The organism is Methylophaga sp. UBA4204 (genome assembly GCF_002379485.1).
In the GTDB taxonomy this organism is placed as follows: Bacteria; Pseudomonadota; Gammaproteobacteria; order Nitrosococcales; family Methylophagaceae; genus Methylophaga.
On the sequence record NZ_DFTU01000060.1, the window covers coordinates 23,489 to 24,054 of the forward strand.

At 43.8% G+C, this 566-nt stretch carries 1 pseudogene; it reads left to right on the forward strand.

Going from position 1 to position 566, the window contains the following annotated elements:
• Positions 1 to 167: 167 nt before the first annotated feature.
• Positions 168 to 566, forward strand: a pseudogene (locus B3182_RS08625) (lipid A biosynthesis acyltransferase); the annotation flags it as partial.

Here is a 566-nt window from a genome sequence, read left to right on the forward strand (position 1 = left end):
GGTGCCTTAAATCCACGCCAGATCAATCTGATCAATATGAAAGGCAGAGCAAGATAGAATAGGGTTGAATACAAAACTTTCAAATTGGACTCACTGCAGGCAGTTTTTTAAGCTTAAATTGAGTTGGGATGATAGCATAGACACTGTTTTGTATTGTTATCGAACAGATGAAAATTCTCAGTAAAAAATTCCTTCACCCGCGCTTTTGGCCAAATTGGCTTGGCCTGCTTCTTATGCGTATCTCAATTTACTTGCCAAAATCCTGGCAATTATTCGCGGGTCATAGTCTGGGCCGCTTAATGCGATTGTTTATGAAGGATCGCGAGCGTGTTGCCAGGCGAAACCTTGAATTATGCTTCCCGGAAATGAGTCAGCAAAAACGTAAAGAATTGCTCAGTGAAAATATGTTGACGATGGGCATGATGCCGATCGAGACCGCCATCAGTTGGTGGGCCAGTGACAAAAGCCTGGAAAAACGGGTGGAATATCATGGTCTCGAACATATTCACAATGCTCTGGCTAAAGGGAAAGGGGTGCTGTTACTGACCGGCCATTTTACCAGCATG